Annotated in this window: 18 protein-coding genes; 7 read left to right on the forward strand and 11 right to left on the reverse strand. The window is 42.7% G+C overall.

What is annotated here, in order from left to right; genetic code table 11:
• Positions 1-47 precede the first annotated feature (47 nt).
• Together DLM75_RS14960 and DLM75_RS14965 are read left to right on the forward strand one after the other, a co-directional pair.
• Complete coding sequence (locus DLM75_RS14960; RefSeq protein WP_118969609.1) at positions 48-572, forward strand: MotA/TolQ/ExbB proton channel family protein; 525 nt, start codon at positions 48-50, stop codon at positions 570-572.
• Entirely contained in the window at positions 569-982 is a 414-nt protein-coding gene (locus DLM75_RS14965) for an ExbD/TolR family protein (RefSeq protein ID WP_118969314.1), read from the forward strand. Before DLM75_RS14960 ends, DLM75_RS14965 begins: the two co-directional genes overlap by 4 nt.
• Here DLM75_RS14965 and DLM75_RS14970 read toward each other — a convergent pair whose 3' ends face one another.
• The 9 genes from DLM75_RS14970 to DLM75_RS15010 form a co-directional block, all read right to left on the reverse strand.
• Positions 983-1,327, reverse strand: coding sequence for a nucleotide pyrophosphohydrolase (locus DLM75_RS14970; RefSeq protein WP_118969315.1), 345 nt, complete (start codon positions 1,325-1,327; stop codon positions 983-985).
• The gene (locus tag DLM75_RS14975) at positions 1,324-2,391 is read right to left on the reverse strand and encodes a DUF1574 domain-containing protein (protein ID WP_118969316.1); all 1,068 of its coding nucleotides are present in this window, start codon (positions 2,389-2,391) and stop codon (positions 1,324-1,326) included. The genes DLM75_RS14970 and DLM75_RS14975 overlap by 4 nt, the downstream gene beginning before the upstream one ends.
• A gap of 9 nt (positions 2,392-2,400) precedes the next feature.
• Positions 2,401-3,798: an MBOAT family O-acyltransferase gene (locus DLM75_RS14980; RefSeq protein ID WP_118969317.1), complete on the reverse strand. Its 1,398-nt coding sequence runs from the start codon at positions 3,796-3,798 to the stop codon at positions 2,401-2,403.
• Entirely contained in the window at positions 3,795-4,955 is a 1,161-nt protein-coding gene (locus DLM75_RS14985) for an SGNH/GDSL hydrolase family protein (protein WP_118969318.1), read from the reverse strand. Before DLM75_RS14985 ends, DLM75_RS14980 begins: the two co-directional genes overlap by 4 nt.
• Before the next feature lie 15 nt (positions 4,956-4,970).
• Positions 4,971-6,386, reverse strand: coding sequence for an MBOAT family O-acyltransferase (locus DLM75_RS14990; RefSeq protein WP_118969319.1), 1,416 nt, complete (start codon positions 6,384-6,386; stop codon positions 4,971-4,973).
• Positions 6,387-6,483: 97 nt separating this feature from the next.
• Positions 6,484-7,863 carry a hypothetical protein gene (locus DLM75_RS14995; protein ID WP_118969320.1) on the reverse strand — a complete coding sequence of 460 codons (1,380 nt, stop codon included), beginning with the start codon at positions 7,861-7,863 and terminating at the stop codon, positions 6,484-6,486.
• A 9-nt stretch (positions 7,864-7,872) separates the two neighbouring features.
• Positions 7,873-8,475, reverse strand: coding sequence for an LIC20162 family protein (locus DLM75_RS15000; protein ID WP_118969321.1), 603 nt, complete (start codon positions 8,473-8,475; stop codon positions 7,873-7,875).
• Positions 8,472-9,623, reverse strand: coding sequence for a glycosyltransferase family 4 protein (locus tag DLM75_RS15005; protein ID WP_118969322.1), 1,152 nt, complete (start codon positions 9,621-9,623; stop codon positions 8,472-8,474). The genes DLM75_RS15000 and DLM75_RS15005 overlap by 4 nt, the downstream gene beginning before the upstream one ends.
• A gap of 18 nt (positions 9,624-9,641) precedes the next feature.
• A complete protein-coding gene (locus DLM75_RS15010; protein WP_118969610.1) occupies positions 9,642-11,006 on the reverse strand; it encodes a glycosyltransferase family 87 protein in 1,365 nt (454 codons plus the stop codon).
• A gap of 132 nt (positions 11,007-11,138) precedes the next feature.
• Here DLM75_RS15010 and queA point away from each other — a divergent pair, with 132 nt between their 5' ends.
• From queA to DLM75_RS15030, 4 genes are all read left to right on the forward strand, one after another.
• Complete coding sequence (gene queA / locus DLM75_RS15015) at positions 11,139-12,176, forward strand: tRNA preQ1(34) S-adenosylmethionine ribosyltransferase-isomerase QueA (protein WP_118969323.1); 1,038 nt, start codon at positions 11,139-11,141, stop codon at positions 12,174-12,176.
• Between the two features lie 43 nt (positions 12,177-12,219).
• On the forward strand, positions 12,220-13,845 hold the full coding sequence (locus DLM75_RS15020) for an AAA family ATPase (protein WP_118969324.1): 1,626 nt from the start codon (positions 12,220-12,222) through the stop codon (positions 13,843-13,845).
• Positions 13,846-14,143: 298 nt separating this feature from the next.
• The gene (locus DLM75_RS15025; protein WP_118969325.1) at positions 14,144-15,535 is read left to right on the forward strand and encodes a hypothetical protein; all 1,392 of its coding nucleotides are present in this window, start codon (positions 14,144-14,146) and stop codon (positions 15,533-15,535) included.
• Between the two features lie 127 nt (positions 15,536-15,662).
• The gene (locus tag DLM75_RS15030; protein ID WP_118969326.1) at positions 15,663-15,971 is read left to right on the forward strand and encodes a YbaB/EbfC family nucleoid-associated protein; all 309 of its coding nucleotides are present in this window, start codon (positions 15,663-15,665) and stop codon (positions 15,969-15,971) included.
• Between the two features lie 604 nt (positions 15,972-16,575).
• Here the strand turns inward: DLM75_RS15030 and DLM75_RS15040 are convergent.
• On the reverse strand, positions 16,576-18,120 hold the full coding sequence (locus DLM75_RS15040) for a peptidase M30 (RefSeq protein ID WP_147456644.1): 1,545 nt from the start codon (positions 18,118-18,120) through the stop codon (positions 16,576-16,578).
• Positions 18,121-18,418: 298 nt separating this feature from the next.
• On the opposite strand from DLM75_RS15040, the gene DLM75_RS15045 reads away from it, so the two are divergent.
• Positions 18,419-19,081: a hypothetical protein gene (locus tag DLM75_RS15045; RefSeq protein ID WP_429945484.1), complete on the forward strand. Its 663-nt coding sequence runs from the start codon at positions 18,419-18,421 to the stop codon at positions 19,079-19,081.
• A 13-nt stretch (positions 19,082-19,094) separates the two neighbouring features.
• Here the strand turns inward: DLM75_RS15045 and DLM75_RS15050 are convergent, their stop codons facing one another.
• Positions 19,095-19,832 carry a leucine-rich repeat domain-containing protein gene (locus DLM75_RS15050; RefSeq protein WP_429945485.1) on the reverse strand — a complete coding sequence of 246 codons (738 nt, stop codon included), beginning with the start codon at positions 19,830-19,832 and terminating at the stop codon, positions 19,095-19,097.
• Positions 19,833-19,996: the final 164 nt, after the last annotated feature.

Raw genomic sequence — 19,996 nt, forward strand, 5'->3', positions numbered from 1 at the left:
ACGAAGCCGAAATGACAATCTGATCCTAAGTTTTGGGGGTTCTATTCGTGGATGTTCTGTTTGCAAAAGGAGGATGGGTCAGCGTACTGATCTTGGTTGTGAGCTTTATCAATGTCGGACTCTTTCTCAGAGTTTGGACCTTTCTTCCGATTCTCAAAAGAAGAATCCTGTTTCATCTTCAAGAAGAAACAAAGAATGGAACCCAAGATCGATCCACTTCATCAATCAGATCGATCTCGGAAGATCCGGACGATTTTTTTGCGAAAGAATTTTTTATTCCGGAAGCGATGACCGCTTGGATCCGAAATCTCGCAGGAATCGCAACGATGCTCGGACTCCTTGGAACGGTGATCGGCATCTCCGTCGCCTTCGAAGAGATGAAAAACGCGGGAACGGTCAGCCTCGAAATTTTTTCAGAAGGGATCCGCCTCGCCCTCAACACGACCATTCAAGGACTCTGTGTAGCCATTCCTTCGATCTTAGGATTTCAGTATTTGAAGATGATTTTACAAAGAACCGAAATCGAAATCAAACAAACGATTCAAAACGAAACGGAAGAACGTTTCGAATGAAGAGCGGAACAAAAAAAAGAAAAAGCCTTCTCGATGGAGAAGATTCACCTCTCGATATGACGAGTATGTTGGATGTCGTCTTTATTCTTCTGATCTTCGCGATGGTCGCTATGAGTTTTCAAAAAGAAGTTCATTCTCTTCCGTTGCGTCTTCCGAAATCGAACGCAGAAGCGGGTGGAGTCAGTTCCAATAAGGAAATCTATCTTCTGAAAGAAGGTATTCTTCGTTACGAGGGTAAAGATTTTTCGAAAGAAGAATGGAAACAAATCGTCTCCAAAGAAGAATTCAAAGAATCCGTCCTTTGGGTTTACGGGGACGAGGAAGCCGATTACGGAAGGTTTGTCTTTATCGTCGATAGTCTAAAAAACGCGGGTTTGAAAGAATTACACTTAGCGGTAAAAAAAGAATGATCAGGACTGAAGTTTCGGATTTTCTTTGTGACGATCCTTATCCCGTTCCGTATTCTTTTGTAAGGTGGCTTTGAGAGCGTCTTCCAAAGAAATCCCCATCTGATTCGCGAGGCAGATCAAAACAAAAAGTATATCTCCCATCTCTTTCGAAATTCCATTCGGGTCCTCGCCTTTCTTAAAAGACTGATCCCCGTATTTTCTCGCCATCAGTCGGGAGAACTCTCCGACTTCTTCCATCAAGATCGCAAGGTTAGTGAGTTCTGAAAAATAACGAACTCCGAAGTTTCGAATCCAATCGTCGACCTTCGCCTGCGCTTCGTTCAACGAAAGTGCGTCGCCCTTCAACGGTTTGAATCCAACTGATCGATTAGGATTTCAGTCGGCTCCGGATAACATCCTCCGCTCAAATGATGAGGATCGATAAACTTCTGACATTGGACTTGTTCGCGGAAATCGTTCATATCAAGAGGAGATACATTCTTAAATCCTAATACTTCCTTGCGGATTTTTTCCCAGGAAGGATAGAATTCAGCGGACTTAACACGGGATTCAAGTCCTGAATACAAAAGTGGGGACCAGAGAATCACTTTGATTCCGTTTTTTTCCGCCGTTTCCAAAAAGTGAAAGAGGAATTTTTTTTGTACGTCAGAAATCCTGATATATCGGTAGATATCGTTGTAGTATTTCGCCGCTTCTTCTTCGAGTTTTTCAGGAGGAGTGTTCGCCAACAATACGTTCGGAATTCCTCCGTTAAACTTATCGGACTCGTTCATCAAAAGATTTTTGATCGCGAGCATCATATCCTTTGAACTCGGATCCTTGATTCTTTGCATCGCTTCCTTAAACCGAGGGGGAAACACAGTTGTTCTAAATACTCTCGATCTTAAAAAAGTATCCCAGTCGTTCGTGGAAAATTCGTTCGCATAACGCAGAAAATAGGGAAGATCATAAGAATAACGTAATGGATATCTATTGCAAAAATCCGTCATAGAATCCGGATAAAATTCGAGAATCGCGTAATCCGGTTTGATTCCGGAGGAGAGAATCTTTTCCAGATTGTAGTTATGGTAGGAGAACGGAGCGGAAGGCGCGGAAAAATTGTAAACGATCAGATCTTTTCTTTTTTTGCGAATCGTCTCTAAAGAGAATTCTCCCATATGCGACGTGCCAAAAAAGATCAGAGTTTTTTCTTCCGGCTTTGCGGATTCTTTTTGTTTTACGAGTGCGGATAAAACGCGGTCCTTCATTTCATAAAAGTAATATTCCGCACCTGCCTCTGTGTAAGGTCTGATGATTTCCGAGGAAAGAAATCGATCCAAGCCGAACGTAAACGTAAAACAAAGGAGGGGAACCCATAAAAGTCTACTATGGAGAAAAGGAAGGATGATTTTTGTTTTCTTTTCACTCATGATTCTTCCTCAGAACTGAAAGTAGATAAAATCCTGTCCTTTACCTGCGTAATTGGATAGGAGAAGAACGAGAATGATCATAAATACGATTACGATCGTTTTCTTGTGTCGATAATAGAATCTCGGAGTTTTTTCGAAATATTCCAGAGTGTGTAAAAGGAAACCTCCGATCAAAAACGGAGCGACCAGATCCGTTCTTAACACGTGTTTGGCGGGTTCGGCGATCCAATACAAACCGTTGCTAAGAATGTACCAACTATCTCCGAGGTTCTGCGATCGGAAAAAGATCGCACCGATCATAAAAATGGAATAAATAAACAAAGCTCGGATCACAAACCAGACAAAACCTTTCTCCGGTAATTTCGGAATTCCCAATCGATCCATCACTCGATCGATCACCAAACAAACCCCGTGCCAAAAACCCCAGATCACATAGGTCCAGCTGGCTCCGTGCCAAAAACCACCTAACGTAAACGTGGCGATTAAATTGAAATAAACCTTGGGCTCCGAGGTTCTGGATCCACCCAAAGGAATGTAGATATAGTCCCGAAGCCAAGTCGCGAGAGTAATATGCCAACGTCTCCAGAGATCCTGGATTGTCTGGCTGAAAAAAGGCGCTCTAAAGTTTACCGGAATATTGAATCCCATCAGAAAAGCGCAACCGCGCGCTATGTCCGTATAACCGCTAAAGTCGCAATAAACTTGCCACGTAAACCCTTGTGCGGCTAAAAAGAGGGAGTAGTTATCATACTCGGACGGATTTCGAAAAACGGGATCCACCAAGGAAGCGATGTTATCGGCGACTAGGATTTTTTTCGCGATTCCGAGTCCTAAAAGATAAAGTCCGGCATAGACAAAGGAAGGTTTGATTCTTACCTTGTCCAAGATCGGAAAAAAATCCTGGTGTCTCATGATCGGCCCGGCGACCAACTGAGGGAAGAAGAGAATAAACAAAACGAATCGAAAAAATCCGGTGTCTTCCGCTATTTTTCCGCGATATACGTCCACTACAAAGGCGATGATCTGAAACGTATAAAAGCTGATCGCAAGAGGAAGAATGATCTGAAAACCTAAATTTTTCTGATCTAAAAATCCCCAGTGCGTCCAAGCATAAAAGTTCTCCGTAAAAAAATAAAAGTATTTGAAAACGGCGAGGTTGATCAGATCAAGAATTACGATCGCGCGCAAAACTGCGAGGCTCTTGTTTTTAAAAAGACTTCGAACCGCGAGATAATTTATATAAAGAATCGCTAATAAATGAAATAGAAAGGGAACACTCCAAGTCGCGTAGAACACGAGAGAGGCGATTACGATCACCCATTCCCTATATTTCCTTCCATTGTAAGCCCAATAACAAAGATAAACGACTAAAAAGAAAAGGAGGAAGAGAGTGGAAGTAAAGATCATTTCTTTTCCTTTATGAGAGTCTCTTTTAAATCTTTTGCAAACGCGTGACTCAACTTTTCCATCCCTAACTTATTGAGATGGATCAAGTCGTAATAATAATCGCCGTTGTCCGGTCCGTCCAAAAGCGTTTGGTAATCGAGAAGAGAAACCGGTTTTGTAGGATTGATTCTTTGTAATTCTCGTTTCCAGACTTGGTTGCGTTCTTCCAATCTCCATTCTTGGATGAGTTGGCTGTAAGGCGCGACAACTCCGATAATTTCAATTTCCTGCCCGTTTTCCTTTCCGATTCTTCGAATTTCATCGTGTAGAATCTTCAATCGATCGAAGTATTGTCTTGTGACGTCATCTTCTACTGCATTGTTTAGAGGATTACTTGAAAGAACGCAGGTATCAAAGATCGCTTTTTTGTGAAATCGATCCGAACCTTCGGGGATCGGTTGTCCGTTCGCCGGATCCGTTTTTGCAACGCAGTCAGATACGTCTTTGATCGGATACATGCTGATCTTTTCTTTGTAAGAATTCTCGTAGTCCCACGGATCGAGATTCTCCTTTCTAAAACGTTTTCCGATATCCTTGATTCGTTTGGAAGGACTCAGGATCAAATCTTGCATGTCTCTTCGATACGCGATCGATTTTAATGTGATGTAAGCAAGGTCGTCCGCTTTGACTTCGTAACCGAAATCGTAAATTCTTGGATAAACTTGCAAACGATCGAACTCGGAGATCATCGCGAGCGTGTGCAAGTTTAAGATTTTTTGACCGACCCAAGGAGTCGTGATTTCAAAAACGTGCACGACCGTTTTTACTTTTTTTAAATGAGGAAGAGTTTTTAAGACGGCGAGATCCTGGACGATCAACTCGGTTCCCGGAATCGCAATGGATTGAATTTTTTTTCCGAGAGGTTCCAATTCCTTGTTTAGAATCGGAAGAGATAATCCTTGATAGGCGACCGAAGTTCCTACAATCAGTATGTCCGGATCGAATTCTTTTTGTTTATCGATTACGTGATTCGTGATTCTGGAAACGTTGGCGGCATAAGAATTTTTTTTCAGAAACGGTCTGTAACAACCGAATTGCATCCCTGTTTCTAAAAACATAAGGATCAAAACCGGAATCCAGAATTTGGAATCTTTCAAAAATGCAAGATATTCTTTCATAGCGGGTATACTTTCCTAAAACGCAAAGTAGAGAAAGCTCTGGCTTTCCGTGATTCCGAAAATCAAAAGCATAAATACGTTCGCGAGGAAGAATAGGATAAACTTCCAACGGCTTTGTACGATCTTTTCTATGTTATTCTTCGCGAAAAGATAAGAGGCGACAAAACAAATCAAAAGCAATATTCCGTACGTGTAATTCGTATAACCTTTCACCGATGAAAAACCACCGGGCACCCAGAAAACGAGCGCCTTCATCATCGGGATCGCTTTCTCCATCGTCTCCGCGCGGAACATGATAAATCCGAACGTTAGGCAAAACATCGTGAATATTCTTGCGGCAATATCATAAACGATTCCGCCTTTTTCATTTAAGAACGTAGCGGCTTTGGTTCTTCCGTATTCCCTATTTGCAAGGATCATAATTCCCTGCCACAAGCCCCAGCCGATGTAGTGATACGCCGCGCCGTGCCAAACTCCCGCAAAGAACCAAGTGATAAAAATGTTTCGATACGTAAAAAGGGCCGAACCTCTCGATCCGCCTAACGGAATAAATATGTAGTCCCGGATCCAAGTGGAGAAAGAGATATGCCAACGAGACCAGTGATCCGTTATATTTCTTGCAACCATCGGAAAGTTGAAGTTCGGATCGAACTTATAACCGAAAAGTCTCGCAACTCCGATCGCGATATCCGTATAACCAGCGAAGTCGAAGTAGATCTGCCAACCGAATGCGAGCGCGCCGGTCCAAATCTCCACTGGGTTGAGCGTCGCGTAATTTTTAAAGGTAAAATCGACGACTTTCGCGAGGTTATCCGCGAATACGATCTTTCTCGTAAATCCGATGAGGATCTGACAGAATGCAACTTGAATGTCCTCTTTGTTGACGGGAAGAGGCATATCCAAATCTCGAAAGAAAGTCTGCGCACGAACGATAGGACCGGCGACTAACTGAGGAAAGAAAGAAACGTATAATGCGAAATCCAAAAACGATTTTTTCGCTTCGATCTGACCTCGATAGACGTCGATCGTATAACTCATCGATTGAAACGTATAAAAGGAAATTCCAACCGGAAGAATGATATCGTAATAAGCGAATTTAAAACCAGCGATCGGAGTCAGGTCGTTGACGACTCCCAAAAGAAAGTTCGTATACTTAAAGTAGGCGAGTAGTCCGAGATTCGTGATTAAGGAAAGAACGAGCCAAATTCTTCTCGCCTTAGAACCCTGAGGAGAAGCGGAAATTTTAAGGGAAGCAAAGTAATCGATAACGATCGAATAGAGCAAAAGAAGGATGAATTCTTTTCTCCAAGACATGTAAAAATAAAAGCTCGCTCCTAAGAGAAAGATTCTTTGAATCTTGCCCTTGAGCAGATGATTGAGAATGAGAACTACGGGGAAAAAAAATAAAAAGTGAAGGGAATTAAAGAGCATGGTTCGTCTTGATTCAGTATTTTAAAAGACCTGAAGAGCAGTTTTTCAAAATAGAATATCCTTACAACATCAATTTAAGGGGTTCCAACCTTTGATTTTACCATTCAAAAAGACCGGTCTTTGGAGACTCCGGAGGATAGATTTTTTCAGGAAGAATCGCATCGAGTTTGAATTCGATTCCTTCGATATAACTCACCGATTTTTTTGCGGAACGAGGATAGGTTGAAAACGAAAAATTTACAAGAAATAAAAGCAATACCCAAATGATAAGATAAGAATGAAAGACCGCACGACTTCCAAAAAGAAACGGACGAAATTCCAGAGATTTGAAGGTTAATCCGGCGAGAAGAATCATACCGATCGACGTCCCGACCCAAAATTCAAAAAAGTAACCTTCCCACCAAGTATAAAAAAGAATCGAAGGAACAAGCCAAAAGGATAAAAGAATCGTCTCGATTCGAAAACGTTTCCAAACATTTTTTAGATTGGTAAGGAAAAGAAGAAGAATGGAAATCCAAAACATAAGATTGAGGTTATAAGGAAGAATTTCCCGATTCTCCCAAGAGTTCAAGCGCACCCGCAATCCGTTTTTCACACCTTCAAAATTGAGAAACGCGTCTCCGATCCCGCGATAAAAATTCATTACATAGTTTTTTGATTCCGGAGAATTTCCCCATTTGTCCTTGGTCGCATACAGAAAGAGCCAATTCGCAAAATTCTTCTCACTGTCCAGAGGCGCCGTTAGATTTCTATCGAGAACAATGAATCCCACATAGAGATAGGAAAGTGTAAGAGCTCCTACGAGTGTAAAACAATAGACAAATGCGAAACGAAGTTTCCAAGAAAGTTCGAATTCTTTTCCTTTCCAAGTCTTAGAAAGAAGAATGGAGATCGGGACCAGCGGTAAAAATAGAATATCCGACTGATGAAAGTAAACACTCCAGAGTTGAATTCCGAACAAAACCAAAAGGGAAATCGGAGAATGACCCTTCCTCGCAAAGTAAACGCAGGAAAGATACAAAAGAGCAGTTAAACAGGAATGAATCAGCGGAGTATCGTTGTGTTGTGCATAAAACCAAAACCCTTGTGAGAAGTGAATCGCCAAACCCAATATGATCGCGCCTAACGTGTCCGCATAGATCTTTCGATAAATCCAAATAAAACAAAAGAGAAAGACGAGCCCCGAAATCAAAATACGAAGACGAAGTCCGAACATGACCGAATCCTTTCCCCACAATTCTCTCCAGAGTTTGAGATAAAGATAACCGGTGCTTTCGAAACCGAGGTGATGCGGATTGTAAAAAATTCTCCAAGTAAGATCGGAATTGATATTGTACGCGTAGACGATCGCGTCCCAGTCGTAGTGCCGGGAAAGAAACCTCAGATCGAACAAAAATACGCAAAAGACAAACAAAAGAAGAAGGGAAAAAAAGATCCGATCTTGAAGCGCGCCTTTTGTCCCGGAGAAAAATAACATTCTACAATTCTAATATTGAAAGAAAGAAGCGATGAGATTTCGATTGGGACCTCGGAAAAAATACGGGGAAAGAATTCCGGCCTGAGAAGCGACGCTTTCCGAACGTAGATCCGGAGCGACGATCCAAATTCTTTCCAAGCCAAGAAGCCTTCGCAAAACACCGGTTTTGTGAACGATCTGAACTCCGCTCTGTTTACGGTTCCACTGAAACACGTCCTTTCCAAAAAAACTTCGTGTTTCCACGGATAAAAGATCACCTTTGAGACCGACCCGAGTAAAACAGGTCCGATTGATAAATCGAATCCAGTCGAGAAGAAAGGCAAAACCGATATATCCGAACGTAAGATATCCTACACTTCGATACAACAGTGGATTCTGCAAGATGGGAAGATTCAAAACCTTGGGGATCAACAGAAAATCGGTAAACTTCTGAAGATACAAAGCGGACAAACCGCCAAGCAGATAACAACCGTAGAGAATGGCGCCGACCACCAGAGTTATCAAGATGGGAGGAATCGGGTTGATCTTTAAATAAAGAGGAACTCCGAAAGAAGCGTCGTTTGCGTTTAAAGAATCCCAGCCGGAATAGATTCGTTTTTCAGTTTGTTTCATATTCTTTGATGATGTAATTCCTTTCTGTGTTTCCAAAGATCGATCAAACCGTCTTCGATTTTTTTTGCGGTCTGGTCCCAGGTCCATTCGGAAGCGTTCCAAACTTCCGGTCTTTCCAACTTTCTCTTCTTGAGTTCGGATAGAGCGCGAACCCAAGAATCCACTCCGAGCGGTTCCGCAAACAAGTCCACCTTTCGATCTAAAATTTCATGGAAGACGGGAATATCCGATGCGACGCAGAGTTTGCCTTCTCGAAGGGCTTCCAACAAAGGAAGACCAAAACCTTCGTGAATCGAGGGAAATAAAAAAGAAACACAGTATCGATACAACCAAGCGAGCAGTTCGTCCGCCGGATTTTCTACGAAATAAATTCCTTCCGATTCCAAGGTTCCTTCTTTTAATAACTTGGTCAGACCTTCGGACTTCCATCCTAAACGACCCGCGATCACGAGCGGATAAGGAAACGAAGGATCTTCTTTTTTAAGAGCACGATACGCGGAGACAAGAGTTCCCAAATTCTTGCGAGGTTCGAGGGTCCCAATGGTAAATAAAAAATTTTCAGGAAGTTTACGAAGAGGTTCTCGAAGAACCGGAAAAGAATCCACACCCGGATAGACTACTTTCAATTTAGAATCCAAAGAGGGTTTGAATTTAAGAATATCGTTCCGTGTGTTTTCAGAAAGACAAAACACAAGATCCGCTTTTTTCAAAGTTCTCGGGGAAAGAATCCGGTGTTGCCAGTAGTTTGCCGTAGTCATCGTTTCCGGAGCGGAGCGAAAGTTGAGATCGTGATAGTTGACCGCGGTCAAGGCGCTTCCGCAAGAGATAGGCAACAATTGAAGAGTTCCCCAAAAAAGATCGAGACGATCTTTTTTGATTCTTCTTGGAATCGTCCAGTTTAACCAAGCCACACCGGGAAGTTTTCCAGTAAGAAAAAACCTGGAGTTTTGGTTTGAAAGAATATCATAAAATACTGTATGAATCGGTTTGTTCGAATAAAGATAATATTCCAGAGGAGAATCGTTCGTGATGAGTCTTCGCAAGACTTCCGCGAGATATCTTGAATTTCCCGTAATCCCGTACGCGAGGGGACGCACGTCCACACCCACCCTCGGTTTGTATTTGAGTTCGTTCGTTCGGATCGTCATCTTTGTCAGAATTCTTTTTTATTTTTCCCTTAGAGTTTCTTTCTCTGGAATCAATAGAAGAAGAACGTATTGAAAGATCGCAAAGTAAAGAAGATAAGAAGCCATCATAAACTTTTCCTCCGTTCCTACGCCGATCACGGACCGATTGGAGAGAAGAATTCCGATCGAACCGATCAAAAAGGCAAAGCTCACTTTATCATTTGCAAACAATACCTGGATCGAAACCAGACATTTTTTCCAGAAAGAATCGGAAACAGTCTTCCAGACGGGCCATACGCTCGCTTCCACAAAAGACCAAAGGCGGAAAAGAAGAATCGCGGAAGGATACAAAAGAAAAACAAACGCGTGCACCCAAGAAATTCCACTAAAGATGATCGAAAAGACGAACAAACAACCGAGCGTCAATTCTTCCTTTCGTTTCGCAAAAATTTTCCAGAAAAAAGGAACCACAAGACCCAAGGAAAGAATATAATAAATTCCTTTTACAGCTTTTTCTGATAATTCCGCAAGAGGATATCCGAGTTGGGATTGATTGAGAACGTCCGCGTAGTTGAGAAAGTATTTCGCAAGAGTCGCGTTCAAACTCTGATTGTTCTTCCAAGCGCGAAAGAGAGGAGACTTGAGATAATTGTCCAAGATCAACTGTTTCCAAGTCAAGGTCATCTCGATCGTAAAACTCGGAGCATAAATACAAGGAAGAAGAATCCAGAAAACTGAAAATACAAACGTATAAACCACGGCCCAGTAACGTCTTTGCATTAAGAAAAAAAGAACAAACGCACCCGGAGTCAACTTGATCACGATCGCAAGTCCGAGCAATAAACCGGACAACCAATCCTTCTTCGTATGTACGGAAGCCAGAATCAAAAACATCAAAAGAAAACCGACTTGATTGTTGTTCTGATGATTTTCCAAGAACCGAAGATTGAGAAGACAAAGAACCACGATAAAAATCAAATTGCCTTTGATAGGAAGACGGATCGAAAGGATGTATAAAAAACCGAGAAGCGCTAAGAAGTTCAGACTCAAAAAAACGGCGGACGCAACCGGGTAAGGAAGAATTGAAATCGGAATCAACAAAAAGGCGAATGTAGGAGGGTAGATGTAAGAACCCAGCCCTTCCATCATTTCCTTGAGTTGCATAAAAACTTTCGGAGTAAACGCTTCTTCGACTTTGATTTCTCCTGATTGAAGTTTCCCGAGAATCTCGTCGATCTGTTCTAAATTGTATAAATTATTTCTTTCGGTAAAACGAACGGACGCGTTGTAGTAATCCCTGAAATCGGAACGGTTTCCCGATTTGGAAATCCCATTGATGAAGAGGAGGGAGAAAAACAAAATCGTTCCGGCAAGAATCCAGGTTTTTCGGTCTCTCAATTGCATTCTGAAACACTTTTGGATCGCACCCGAAAAGCCAACCAATAAAATTCTCCTACATCACCGCTCACGATTTACAAAGGTCTTGTTAGAAAAAAGATTCACCCGTAACCATTCTCCAAATCCACTGCAAATAGAATGTTGTTTACCGATCTCAAAGATTTCGAATTTGAACTCCCCGAGAATAGAATCGCACGTTATCCTGCAAAGAATCGGGACGAGAGTCGACTCATGGTGGTCGAAGTCGGATCCGAAAAAATCCGCATCGAAGACGCATTCAAGAACATCGTCTCTTATCTTAAAGAAGGCGACGTGCTGATCGGCAATCATACCAAAGTAAGCAAACGCCGCGTTTATCTCAAAAACCAACTTCGAACCCACGAAGCGATGTTCTTGGAAACCAAGGACGGACTTTGGAGATGTAAGATTCGAAATTCTCGAAAACTAAAAACGGGAGATCGGCTTCAAGACGTTAAGACGGGGCTTCGGCTTTTTCAAGTGGAAAGGAAAGAAGAAGAATTTGTTTTTTTAAAACCGGAGCAAGAATTAAAAGAAGAAGACTTTCAATCCATCGGCGAGATTCCGATTCCTCCTTACCTAAAAAGAGAAGCGAACTCGGAAGATGAAATTCGTTATCAGACTCTTTTTGCAAAAACTCCCGGATCGGTTGCGGCTCCTACAGCGGGTCTTCACTTTTCGGAATCCTTGTTTCAAACTCTAAAAGAAAAAAAAATTCAGATCTGCACCTTAGAACTCACCGTAGGTTACGGAACCTTTCAACCTCTCACGGAAGAAAATTTTCAAAATAAAAAATTACATCGGGAAGAATTCTTTCTGGAAGAATCGAGCGCCTCACTTCTCAATCTCGCAAAAAAAGAAGGAAGAAGAATCATCTCCATCGGAACCACGACGCTTCGAGCCTTGGAATCCACATACGATCCGAAAACAAAAACGTTTCGCTCAGGAGCCGGCGCGACCGAACTTTTTTTACAACCGAACGACGAACTTCAAAGTTGCGAAGGTCTGATCACAAATTTTCATTTACCCGGCTCGAGTCTTCTTTTGCTCGTCTCCGCATTTGCGGGAAAAGAATTGATCTTACGCGCGTATCAAAGAGCGATTCAAGAAGAATTCCGATTTTATTCTTACGGAGATGCGATGCTGATTCTCCGGTAGATTATGATTGATAACCGAAGGGAAGTAGGGAACAATCGTCTCAGTGATAAAAAGAATAACCGCCGCTCAGGCAGAAATCAAACTTCACGCGGGAAAACAAAGACCCAAAAACGGTCTTCCCGATTTTTTGGCGTTTCACAGAGAAGAACTGAGTTCCTTACCAAAGGCTCTGGAAAATCCCGGGATTCTTTCCAACATTCTCATAACGGGTCCGGCCTTAGAAGCGAACCTCACCTTACTTCAAGAATATATCTCCGGTCTTAAAAAAGGAATCAAAGTAGTCTGCGATCCCCATCCGGGATTCTTAACTCTCGCTGGTTTTCCCGGAAACTCGGAATACCGCGCGGGTAAAATGGTGGAAGCCGACGGTGGTTATTTACTTCTTCCGATGCGAGCCCTTACGGAAGATCCGAATTTATACTTTCTCGTAAAAGGAGTTCTTCAAACCGGAAGTATCGACTTCTTGACTCTTCCTGAAATGACGGGCTCCAAAGAGATGAATCGGTTTCATCCTTCGATAAACACGCGCTTTCGTCTGATTCTCGTGGGAGAAGAAGGGGAAGTGGATTTTATCACCGGAGTCGATCCCGACTTCTACGAAAGTTTTTCTTTTAAGATTCATCTTCCGTACGAAGCTGTTATGAAGAGCAAGAAGAATCTTCAGCTCTTCGGAGGACTCATTCATTCCTGGGAAAAACCGGGTTATCCTAGTTTCGATTCCTCCGCGGTCGACGCGTTACTCGAAATCGGACTTCGCTGGAACGATAGCCGAGCCAGACTCTCTCTTTCTTTCGCCGAGCTCCGCACGTTCGTGGGCGAACTTCTCGTTCTTTATAAGAAGGAAAAGAAGACGATCTCCCGCGCCCAAGTCGAATCCGCGATTCCAACGATCGAAAAAAGAATCGCGGTTCACAAAAGAAGATATCAGGAAAGCGTTCGAGAAGGTCTAACTTCGATCCAACTCAAAGGAAAAAAGACGGGAAGAATCAACGGCTTATCCGTCATACTTCTGCATTCTTCTTTATCCGATTTCGGTCAGGTCAACCAAGTTTCCGCGCGAGTCGCATTGGGTTCGGGAAATTTTATCAACATCGAAAGGGAAGTCAATCTTTCCGGCGACTTACACGATAAAGGCGTATTCATATTACAATCTTATATTAAAGGAATGTTCTCTCATATCCAATCCTTTGGTCTCGACGCTTCCATTTTGTTTGAACAAAACTATTCTCCGATCGACGGAGACTCCGCGAGTTGTGCGGAATTGCTCGCGATCCTTTCGGCGCTTTCCGGTTTGGAAATTCCGTGTAACATCGCGGTGACGGGAGCCCTTTCTCAATATGGAGAAATTCTTCCCGTGGGTTCGGTGAACACAAAGATCGCGGCTTGGTACGACATGATTCAACTCGTCGGAAATACGAGAGACAAATACAGAGTTTATATTCCGACTTCCAACATTCGGGACTTGAATCTCCCGGCTCACATCCGTAAGGCGATCGATAAGGGCAAATTCCAGATCTATACTTGTTCTCACGTTGAGGAACTGATTCCGGAAGTTTTTGGTATTCCCGCGGGAAAATTCGGTAAAAACGGAAAATATCCGCAGGGAAGTTTGTTCCATATGATAGAGGAAAGAATCGATCGGAAAAAAGAAGAAGAAGAACACGAATAGAAATGCGTCCTTTGGGTCGATGAGACAGAATTCTATAAAAAATTTCTTTCCTGCATGCCCTCGGTTTTGAAACTGGACGGAAGGAATCAAACTCGTTTTTTTTGAATCATTTTTGCCCTGTCTTTTCCCCACTCTAGACAATTTCTAACTTTGGAAAACTCAATTGTGAACCAAAACTATCCGAGAAAAAGAGTCCGCCTTTTCCATGGATTCTTTCGGAACTCTTCGTCTAATTCCAGAATCGCATTTGTAGGTGATCCTTCGATTTTGATTACCGATACTAAATAAAGATACGAAAATGAGATTCATCGGGGCGATCAACATTCAATCCTCCTTGCTTGTCAGCGGTTTATCCGCGTTGGGACTCGGGGTTCTCCTTTCCGTAGCGCAGGTGAAAACGCCGGAAAATTTTCCGAAAATCGATTCCATTCCGATGGAAGAAAACGAAACACCTTCGAAATCCCAGCCAACGCTCAAAGTAAAAGGGGATGAAAAACCCAAAGATATTCAAGTGTTTCGAATTTTGGGTTCCCGTAGAATCGACCTTTTGGGTGATTCGGAAAAAAACTACGAGATCCAAGAGGACCGAGGATCGAATTTTGCAAAACTCGGAAACGGTTGGAGCCCTTTTCCTTCCAAAGATTCGCTTGCTTGGAATCAGCCCGATTCTCTCTTCGGTGATCAGAACATAAACTGGACCGGGGCGCGCTTTTTCGGTGGGAAACAGGGTAAGGTCCAATTGAATTCTTCGATTCGCCCTTCCTCTCCTTTTTCGGAACTGGCTCCTTCCCTTCGTGGAAGAAAATCCGATCCGTTTGGAACCGGCGATAAGACGGGAGTCAACCAATCTACGTTAGACAACTTTGAACTGAGTTATTCCGTCGCTCCGGGAGTGGACGCGATTCTCAAAACCGGAAACTCACTGCCTTATACCGCGGATCAAAAAGATCAGGGTTATTCGATGGCCGGTTTTTCATTCAAACCGAATGACTTCATCAACGCGAAAATCGTCTCGGGAAGTTCTTTCGGAAATTCGAGCATGGCTTCCAGTCGTTTTCTTTATTCTTCTCCAGGATCCAATTCTCAAGCGCTCAACGCGGATCCGAATATGGGAAACAATCCCGTTCTCAGAAACCAAGCTCTGGGAAACAGCGGTGGTCGTGTGATCGAATGGCAGGCGAACATACAACCGATCCGACGGCTTTCGTTTCAGACTTCGGTTTTGAATAAGGAAAAAGACAAGGGCCTCTACAATCCGGAAGCGGCTCGTTTTTCTATGTTTATCGATTTTACAAAAATCATTCTCAACGTTCGTTATAGTTATTCGGCGGATCCAACGACAAAAAACAACGGTCTTTATATGACACCGGAGTCGGACGCGACAACGCTGGGTTTTACGATGCTCTTGGATCCTGCGGGTAGATACTCTCTCTTCCTAGGAAACAACTACTACAATCTCATCTCGCAGAGAAACACGGGAATCAACACACAAACGGATGAGCCTCTTCGTTCTTTCTCCGCCGGCTTTCGAGGAAAGACGAGCTTTCAAAACGCAATCTTCTTTATGAACTTTCGAAACAATCTTTCCAAAGGTGTGATCTACACCGATGTAGGACCGTTCCGTCTTCCCGCCTATTCTCAATACTATTCCGAATACTTCACTTCTCTGGGAATGGAGTTGTCATTCTAAAGTTTCTTTTCTAGTTGATCGTTTTTCCGCGTGCGGAATTTTGATTGGGAGAGGAGCTCCTACGCGAAAGAATTTCGTGTGATCGAATTCTTCTCAAAAATAATAAAGGTTCAGAGGGAATCAAAGAATGTTTGGAAACAAGTTAGAATCGTTGAAGCAGATGAATCAGATGCGCGTGAGAATGAAAAAAGTCGAAAAGGATCTTATGGCTCTCTCCTTCGAAGCGAAATCCAAAAACGATCTCGTTACTTGTATCTCCGACGGAAAACTCAACATCAAAGATATTCTCATCGAAGACGAACTCCTTGCAAAAAACGATAAAAAACTCCTTCAAAAAAGTATCAAACAAGCGGTGACTCGTTCCCTCGAACTCGCACAAAAAGCCGCGGAAGAAAGAATGGCCGAATTTCGCGGAATGATTCCCGGAATGGAATGATTCCTTTTTTTTAAAACAGGTTTTTTCCGAAAATTTTATCTCATACGGACTTTAAGTCCGTTTGCAAGAATTTTTGTTTAAGGAAAACTTTGTCGGAACAAAGATTCGGAATGAAATGAAGTTTTAAATTGAGCCTGTCCCAAAACTTCTTAAGACAGAGAAACCTCCCTTTAGAAAATTCTAATAAAAAGTATGAGATCCCACAAAATGGAATCAAATTCACTTTTTGGGCGTCCTTCATTGTTTCTATTTATGTTAGAGTTCCCACACTTTTAGGTTTTTGGACAGGCTCGTTGTAAAAAATTTTTCAAAGCAATGCGATCTACTCAGCCGAACGGGAAAAGAAAATTTTGTAATAGCTCCTACAGTTTCCGTACGTTTTCAGTCCGATTCCCGTTCTGAAATACGATTCTCATTCGATCGAAAACCGAGGAGCTCCTACAAATTACGGGCTTCTGTTTGAAACCAACTGGCAACACCTTTTCCGAGAATGGTTGAGTTCCCACACTTTTAGGGATTTCGGAAGAATTTGCGGCGCATTTTCAGATTTGTTTCCGGTAAAATAGGATTCATTCTTAAGAAGTTCTCAAAAACAAATTCAAAGTTAGTTTGTTCGATTTCGATCGGAAGAATGAAAGTACTCAATAGGACAAATGATCTCCGGGCCGTCCGTTTCCGGAAGAAGGAGCGGTTCTCCTTCGTCCTCCGTTCTCGTTATGGATTGAGAGACCTGACCGAGACGATATGGATCCGCGTTTACTTGAAGAATTCTTAAACTTGGAACGGTCTTTTTCAAAAGAACAACCGCAGGTTGTGTTCCCGTATTACTCCGATTCTGATCGATAAAATGAAACTGCCCCGGTTTGAGATTGGAAAGGGGAAGAATAAAAGGAAGCGGTTGTGTGTCATACAACTTTCTCAGTTCTCCTCCATCCTGATTTGTTGGCGGGAAAGGAAAGGCCGAAAGAACGGATTCCATTCCAGTTTTAAAACCGGCCGCTCCCGCCGAGTCCACTCCCAACTGCGCTTCCGCAAGAGTCGATTCTCCCGTAGACAACCAGAGAAAGGCGGCAAAGAGACGGATGAAAGAAGTTTCCCCTGAAATTCCGAGATCGTTTTTTTGAGACGCAGAAAGTGAAGTCACTCCGGCTGAAGTAAGAAATATTTCGGATAAACTTTGCGCGTCCTTGGCTCGAACCGAAGATCCGGAAACCGTCTTCTTAAAAAAAGAATTTCTTTCCTCAAGATTCGATCCGGAAACCGTATAAAGATATTTCATAAAGGCATAGGCAAAAGAATAATCTACAACCGAGGAAAAATTCGAGGACCCAAAAATGGTAGAACCGTTCACACCTCTTGCACAAACACCGGCGACGTTTCCTCGATAACACTGGATCCGATTCATTTGTGGAGAATAACCGGCGATATCGCTCGCAACCTCGCTTGTGCCTTCGTTCAACCAGGTTTCATCTCGAGCCTTTTGGGAAAGATATTCCGGAAGTTCATATTGAAATCGAATGAGGTGTTGGAATTCGTGAGCGATCGTAGAAAGAAGGGTGTCCGACTTTCCCGAGGCCAGATCTTTCTCCGCCAATTCTTTCAACTGAACCGAATCGATATAAAGAATTTCCTTACCGTTGGAACGTACGCTCGATCGAGGATCGTCCGAAAGAAAATCATAAGGATCAAAAAAACCGGCCACGAAAGAACCACCCGGTTTACTTCCATCGCGAATATCCAAAAAAAGAATATGAACCTTTCCACTCTGATCCATGTCCGACGGTGGTCCGAACGCCGCGCCGAGTTTCGGAAAAATTCTCTGATCGAATTCTCGAACGATACTTTTGTAATCTAGATTCTGTTCTTGTCCATATTCCGCGTAAACGGAAACGGTATCTCCTTCTCCGACAAGACTTGCCTGAAGACAATAAGATGCATTTTTTGTAATGTCTCGAACCCAGAACTTTCCGGGACCGCTACAACTAACGGCTGTAAGAATCAGAGCCTGGACATATTGAGCGCCTAACTTTTGTTTTTCGTTCGGAAACAGGGATGGAAAAACACCTTCCAAGGAACAGGCGTTTAGAAAAAAAAGACTGAAAAGAAGACCCGAAAAAAATCCAAGATTGTTTCGAGATTTCCGCTCCATCGAAATTCTTAGACGAAAAAAGACATACAATCTAGAACGTTGACTCGGAGCGAACGGTCCTGAGGATGTAAAAAAGGGTCCCGACATACTTTTTGATAACGAAGGGAAGAGACCGGAAACTTGATTGAGATTCTCTCTTGCCCCCGTAACTTGTCAGGATCTTTCTTCCTCAAATCAGGAGCAACCAACATTGGATAAAATATTTCCTCTCGATTCCTTTCTAAAACGGCCGAAATGTTCGATTCTGTTAGGAATTTGGATCCTCACGATTTCCTCCTGTTCCTCGAGTGAGAATCGAATCGAAAAGAATCCGATCGAATTCTTAAAAATCGCCTCGGGAGAATACTATTCCAAAATTCAGAAATTGGAAGAGGGCTATTTCGTAAGACAGTTGTTTCTGGACGCAAACACAACAAAAAAGAATCCGAAATTTATCTTCACACAACTGAGCGTGACCCTAAGCAAAAATCGGGAAGAAACGAGAATCGAGGGAATCGCGAAACCGACAAAAACGGGATTCCGTCTCGCACCGGAATCTTGCAGAGTTTTTACGAACAGAGAATCGGGAAATCGTTGGGCACTCGTGCGAGCCTACGACTGTGATCATCTCGTTTTCGAACTGGAATCGAAAAAACCGAATTCGATTTCCATCCAACCGGATTTTATCCCAGGAACTCCCTCCGGAGAATATAGAAAGGCGATCTCTTCCGATCCGAACCGAATCAGTGCACTCGTTTTGGAAAGTGGTGGAAAAATTCTCGAAGTCTGGGGACTTCGTTTGTCCCGTGTTCGTAAAAATGCTTCGATCGTTTTAGAAAAAGAAGACGGAAAACGTTATCCGGTAAGAGCCTTGGAAACGATCGAAACAACGGGACAAGTCACTTCGGAAGGGATTCCTGTGAACAAAGGGGATATTCTTCTTTATACGAACCCCGGAGAATCAAACCCATTATCTTATTAATAAAAAAAGAATATTATAAATTACTGGAATAGATCGGAACTATCTTTAGATAAGGAAGTTGAATCCGAATCCAGTCTAATTCTTCTTTAGAGATATCCAAACCGGACCATTCGAGATAACGAAGGTCGGTCATTTCGTAGATATATTTGATTTCTTTGATCTTTGTGTTTCCGATCCTGAGCTCGAGAAGATTCTTACACCCCGCGATCGGCTCCAAAGAAGAGACTTCCGTTCCGCGGATATCCAATTGCCTGAGCTTACATTCCGGACCGATAAAGGAAAGATCCCTGATCTTGGTTTTGTACAAACCCAATTTTGTTAGAGCTCCTACGCCCGGATAAGCGGCCAGATCTTTTTCATCCACGGAAGTTTCGTTCAAATAAAGGCTATGGAGGAGGGGGAGTTTGGAAAGTGGACGCAGATCCTTTACTTTGGTCCCGTTGACGTTCAAAAAACCAACCGTTTTCAAAGCGCTCAATTCTTCCAAATTTTCGAACTCCGGATGCAAAATTTCCAGAGAAACCAAATTTCGAAATTCACTCAGACGCGCCGTGTCCGGAAATTCACTTTCGTCAAAACCGATCCAGCGAACCTGATAGGGATAATATCGAAGAATTTTCCCTTCTCTCGAAAAAACAGGAATCGCTCCGGAAATCGGATTCTTATCTAAAATCGCACAAGAGAGAGAAAGCGTAAGAATGAGCAAAAATAGAATGGATTGAACGCTAAAAGTCAAGTTCCTCGGAGTCATTCTTTGACGATTGAGAACCGGGTTCAAAGAAAGAGAAACCAAATTCTATTCTCCTTTACAATTCTCAAAGAAAGTGCACGTCACGCGGAATCGCTCATTCGATCCAATTCTTACCCAGATTCCCTTTTTTGAATGATATTGAGTTTGACTCTCATCTTCATATT

Origin of the sequence: Leptospira stimsonii, assembly GCF_003545885.1 — a bacterium.
Taxonomy (GTDB): Bacteria; Spirochaetota; Leptospiria; order Leptospirales; family Leptospiraceae; genus Leptospira; species Leptospira stimsonii.

Bases quoted from the DNA above. Each gene is read 5' to 3' on its own strand.
- DLM75_RS15010 (WP_118969610.1), bottom strand. From the start codon at position 11,006: ATGCAATTGAGAGACCGAAAAACCTGGATTCTTGCCGGAACGATTTTG.
- DLM75_RS15030 (WP_118969326.1), top strand. From the start codon at position 15,663: ATGTTTGGAAACAAGTTAGAATCGTTGAAGCAGATGAATCAGATGCGC.
- DLM75_RS14980 (WP_118969317.1), bottom strand. From the start codon at position 3,798: ATGATCTTTACTTCCACTCTCTTCCTCCTTTTCTTTTTAGTCGTTTAT.
- queA (WP_118969323.1), top strand. From the start codon at position 11,139: ATGTTGTTTACCGATCTCAAAGATTTCGAATTTGAACTCCCCGAGAAT.
- DLM75_RS15050 (WP_429945485.1), bottom strand. From the start codon at position 19,832: ATGACTCCGAGGAACTTGACTTTTAGCGTTCAATCCATTCTATTTTTG.
- DLM75_RS15040 (WP_147456644.1), bottom strand. From the start codon at position 18,120: ATGGAGCGGAAATCTCGAAACAATCTTGGATTTTTTTCGGGTCTTCTT.
- DLM75_RS14985 (WP_118969318.1), bottom strand. From the start codon at position 4,955: ATGAAAGAATATCTTGCATTTTTGAAAGATTCCAAATTCTGGATTCCG.
- DLM75_RS14990 (WP_118969319.1), bottom strand. From the start codon at position 6,386: ATGCTCTTTAATTCCCTTCACTTTTTATTTTTTTTCCCCGTAGTTCTC.
- DLM75_RS15000 (WP_118969321.1), bottom strand. From the start codon at position 8,475: ATGAAACAAACTGAAAAACGAATCTATTCCGGCTGGGATTCTTTAAAC.
- DLM75_RS15025 (WP_118969325.1), top strand. From the start codon at position 14,144: ATGAGATTCATCGGGGCGATCAACATTCAATCCTCCTTGCTTGTCAGC.
- DLM75_RS14965 (WP_118969314.1), top strand. From the start codon at position 569: ATGAAGAGCGGAACAAAAAAAAGAAAAAGCCTTCTCGATGGAGAAGAT.
- DLM75_RS14975 (WP_118969316.1), bottom strand. From the start codon at position 2,391: ATGAGTGAAAAGAAAACAAAAATCATCCTTCCTTTTCTCCATAGTAGA.
- DLM75_RS14995 (WP_118969320.1), bottom strand. From the start codon at position 7,863: ATGTTATTTTTCTCCGGGACAAAAGGCGCGCTTCAAGATCGGATCTTT.
- DLM75_RS15005 (WP_118969322.1), bottom strand. From the start codon at position 9,623: ATGACGATCCGAACGAACGAACTCAAATACAAACCGAGGGTGGGTGTG.